A 3,562-nucleotide genomic window follows, 5' to 3' on the forward strand; every position below is an offset into this window, starting at 1 on the left:
TGGAGTGTGCGCCGGTACAGGGGGCGGGCCCGGGGGGTGCGGCGGACCCGCCGCACCGTATACGCGGGGGGGTTCGAGAACGTCGTAACGCCGCCTCCCGGCCGGGGAGATGCCGCCGGCGCCGCCGCCCACGCCTCCCGGCTGCTCGGCGGGACCCCGGCCCACGCGGCCCGCCCGGCCGGCGCCGCCACCGGCACCAGGGGGGCCGACGGCCCGGTGGAGATCACCTGGCTGGAGGACGGCGGCCTCGGCGAGGCCCCCGGCAACACCTTCGGAGTGCCCTGGCCCATGGGCGCCCTGAAGGCCGGCACCCCCTTCTCGCTCGGCGCCGCGGACGGCACCGCCGTCCCCGTCCAGACCTGGCCCACCGCGTACTGGCCCGACGGCACCCTGAAGTGGACCGCGCACGCGGTCGGCCCCGAGGCCGGGAACGCCGCCTCCTACCGCCTCACCCCCGGCGACGCGCCCGCCGCACCCGCCAGGGCCCTCACCGTCACCCGCAAAGGCGGCGACGTCGTGGTGGACACCGGTACCGTCACCGCCCGCATCGGCGGGGACGGCGGATCCCTGGTGAAGTCGGTGCGCCGGGGCTCCACCGAGATCGCCCGCGACGGCCGCCTGGTCCTGCTCCGCCAGGGGAGGATCGACGACGGCGACCAGGGCACGCAGAAGTGGCAGCGCTTCGACGGCGACATCGAGAAGGTCGCCGTCGAACAGGACGGCCCCGTCCGCGCGGTGGTCCGCGTCGACGGCAGGCACCGCCGGGGGAACCGCGGCTGGCTGCCGTTCTCCGTCCGCCTGTACTTCCACGCCGGCTCCGACGCCTTCCGGATGCTGCACACCGTCACCTTCGACGGCGACGAGCACGAGGACTTCGTCCGCGGCCTCGGCGTGCGCTTCACCGTGCCCATGCGCGACGAGCACCACGACCGCCACATCCGCCTCGGCGGCGAGGGCCGCGGTCTGCTGTCGGAGGCGGTCAGGGGCGTCACCGGACTGCGCCGCGACCCCGGCGCCGAGGTCCGCGCCAAGCAGGTCAGGGGCGAGAGGCTGCCCGACCCCGCCACCTGGGACCAGCGTGTCACCAGCCGGCTGCACCTCGTCCCCACCTGGGGCGACTACACCCTCGCCCAGCTCTCCGCCGACGGCTTCACCGTGCGCAAGCGCACCAAGCCCGGCCACGGCTGGATCGCCGCGGGAGGCGGGCGCCGCGCCTCGGGCTTCGGCTACGTCGGCGGGGTCGGCGGCGGACTCTCCTTCGGGCTGCGCGACTTCTGGCGCAAGCACCCCGCCCAGCTCGACGTACGCGGCGCCGCCACGGACGAGGCCGAGGTCACCCTCTGGCTGTGGTCACCCGAGGCGCAGCCGATGGACCTGCGCTTCTACCACGACGGCATGGGCCAGGACACCCACGCCGAGCAGCTCGAGGGCCTCAACATCACCTACGAGGACTACGAGCCCGGCTTCGGAACCCCCTACGGCATCGCCCGCACCAGCGAGCTGATGTTCTGGGCCAACGCCGCCACCCCCGCCGCCGAGACCCTCGCCCGCCAGGCCGAGGCCGTGCAGACCCCGCCGCAACTGGCCGCCCCGCCCGCGCACCTGGCCGCCGCCGGAGTCCTCGGCGCCCTGTTCGCCCCCGTCGACCGCTCCACACCCGCGAAGGCGAGGCTGGAGGACCACCTGGACTTCCTCTTCGACTACTACCGCGACCAGGTGGAGCAGCGCCGCTGGTACGGCTTCTGGGACTACGGCGACATCATGCACACCTACGACGCGGACCGGCACCAGTGGCGCTACGACGTCGGCGGCTACGCCTGGGACAACTCCGAGCTCTCCCCGGACCTGTGGCTGTGGTACGCCTACCTGCGCTCCGGCCGCGCCGACGTCTTCCGCTTCGCCGAGGCCATGACCCGCCACACCGGCGAGGTAGACGTCTACCACCTGGGCAAGTGGGCCGGGCTCGGCACCCGCCACGGCGTGCAGCACTACGCCGACAGCGCCAAGCAGCAGCGCATCTCCACCGCCGTCTACCGCCGCCCGTACTACTTCCTCACCGCCGACGAGCGCTGCGGCGACCTGATGCACGCCCTGGTCGACTCCGACGAGACCTTCCTCGCCCTCGACCCGCTGCGCAAGATCCGCACCGAGCCCTACGAGCCCGACCCCCGGGCGCTGGGCATCGGGCTGGGCACCGACTGGAGCGGGCTGGCCGCCGCCTGGCTCACCGAGTGGGAGCGCCGCGGCCCCGAGGCGGAGAGGGCCGAGAAGAAGCTGAAGGCCACCATGCGCACCATCGCGCGGATGCCCAACGGGTTCTGCACCGGCGAGGGCCGCTACGACATCGGGACCGGGGAGTTCGCCGAGGCCGAGAAGAAGGTCTCGATGAGCCATCTGAGCGCGATGTTCGGGCAGGTGGAGATCTGCGCAGAGCTGATCCACCTCACCGACGTGGAGGGCTTCGAGGAGGCCTGGCTCCAGTACTGCCGCCTCTACGGCGCCACCCGGGCCGAGCAGCAGGCCGAACTCGGCGGCTACGCCACCAACCTCATCCTCCAGCAGGGCCATTCCCGCCTCACCGCCTACGCGGCCTCCCGGCTGAAGGACGAGCGGGAGAAGTACGGCACCCGGGCCTGGCGGGAGTTCTTCACCAAGGACGCCTGGGGCTACAGCGAGTCCTCCCCCTGGAAGACGGAGAGGATCAGCGGGCCCATGGCCCTGGTCGAGGGCAGCGGGGCCGCCTGGGTGGACACCAACACCACCGCCCTGTACGGCCTGGCCGCCATCCAGAACCTCGCCCTGATCGGGGACCTCCTCCCCGAGTGAGGCCGGCCGGACCGGGGCGGACGGTCCAGGCTCCCGTCCGCCCCGGCCCGGCCCCGTTCCCGCTCCTGCTTCCGCTGCTCCTGTTTCTTCCGTGACGGCCGCGGCCGCCGGACCGTCAGCGCATCCGGCCCACCGCGCGGCGCAGCCGCCGCGCGTCCCGCAGCCGCCGCTCGTAGGTCGCGCCGAGGGCCAGGAGCAGCACGCCGGCGGCGGCCGGCGGCGCCCACCTGGGGAGGAGCCCGGCCACCTGGACGACGTAGGGGGCCAGTTCGTGCACGGCGACCAGCGCGGCGGTGCCCCCGCCCAGCAGCAGCGGGGCCTTCAGCCGCGACCGCGCGCCCAGCACCGTCAGGGCGAGCGCGGCGGTGCCCAGCAGCAGCGGGCGCAGCCAGTGGGTGTCCAGCCAGACCGCCACCAGGCTCGGCACCAGCGTCGTCGCCAGCCCGGGGCCGTACGCCGCCCAGGAGGAGACCTCCGGCCGGATCCGGTGCAGATGGCCGACGGCCAGCGCGGGGATCGTGACCGGCAGGGTGTACGCCTCCGGCGAGGTCACCTCCCAGCTCCCCAGCCGCACCCACCAGGCGAGTACCAGCAGCACGCCCCCGGCGTACGCCGCGACCGGCCGGCGCTCCGCGCGCAGCGCCACGCCCCCCGCCGCCACCCCGCACAGGGCCAGCGCCAGGGAGAGCGCGACGGGCTCCGCGACCGTCAGCGCGACGGCCGCGGCTGCGACGGC

Annotated in this window: 2 protein-coding genes; one reads left to right on the plus strand and one right to left on the minus strand. The window is 74.6% G+C overall.

Annotated features, from left to right (window positions below):
• The first annotated feature begins 141 nt into the window (after window positions 1-141).
• Window positions 142-2,826 carry an exo-rhamnogalacturonan lyase family protein gene (locus ACLIYP_RS29680; RefSeq protein WP_412716173.1) on the plus strand — a complete coding sequence of 895 codons (2,685 nt, stop codon included), beginning with the start codon at window positions 142-144 and terminating at the stop codon, window positions 2,824-2,826.
• A 115-nt stretch (window positions 2,827-2,941) separates the two neighbouring features.
• On the opposite strand, the gene ACLIYP_RS29685 is transcribed toward ACLIYP_RS29680, so the two are convergent.
• On the minus strand, window positions 2,942-3,562 hold a 621-nt coding region (locus tag ACLIYP_RS29685; RefSeq protein WP_412716172.1), incomplete at its 5' end, for an SCO7613 C-terminal domain-containing membrane protein.

The sequence above is a fragment of the Streptomyces nanhaiensis genome, from assembly GCF_046614825.1.
GTDB classification, from domain to species: Bacteria; Actinomycetota; Actinomycetes; order Streptomycetales; family Streptomycetaceae; genus Streptomyces; species Streptomyces radiopugnans.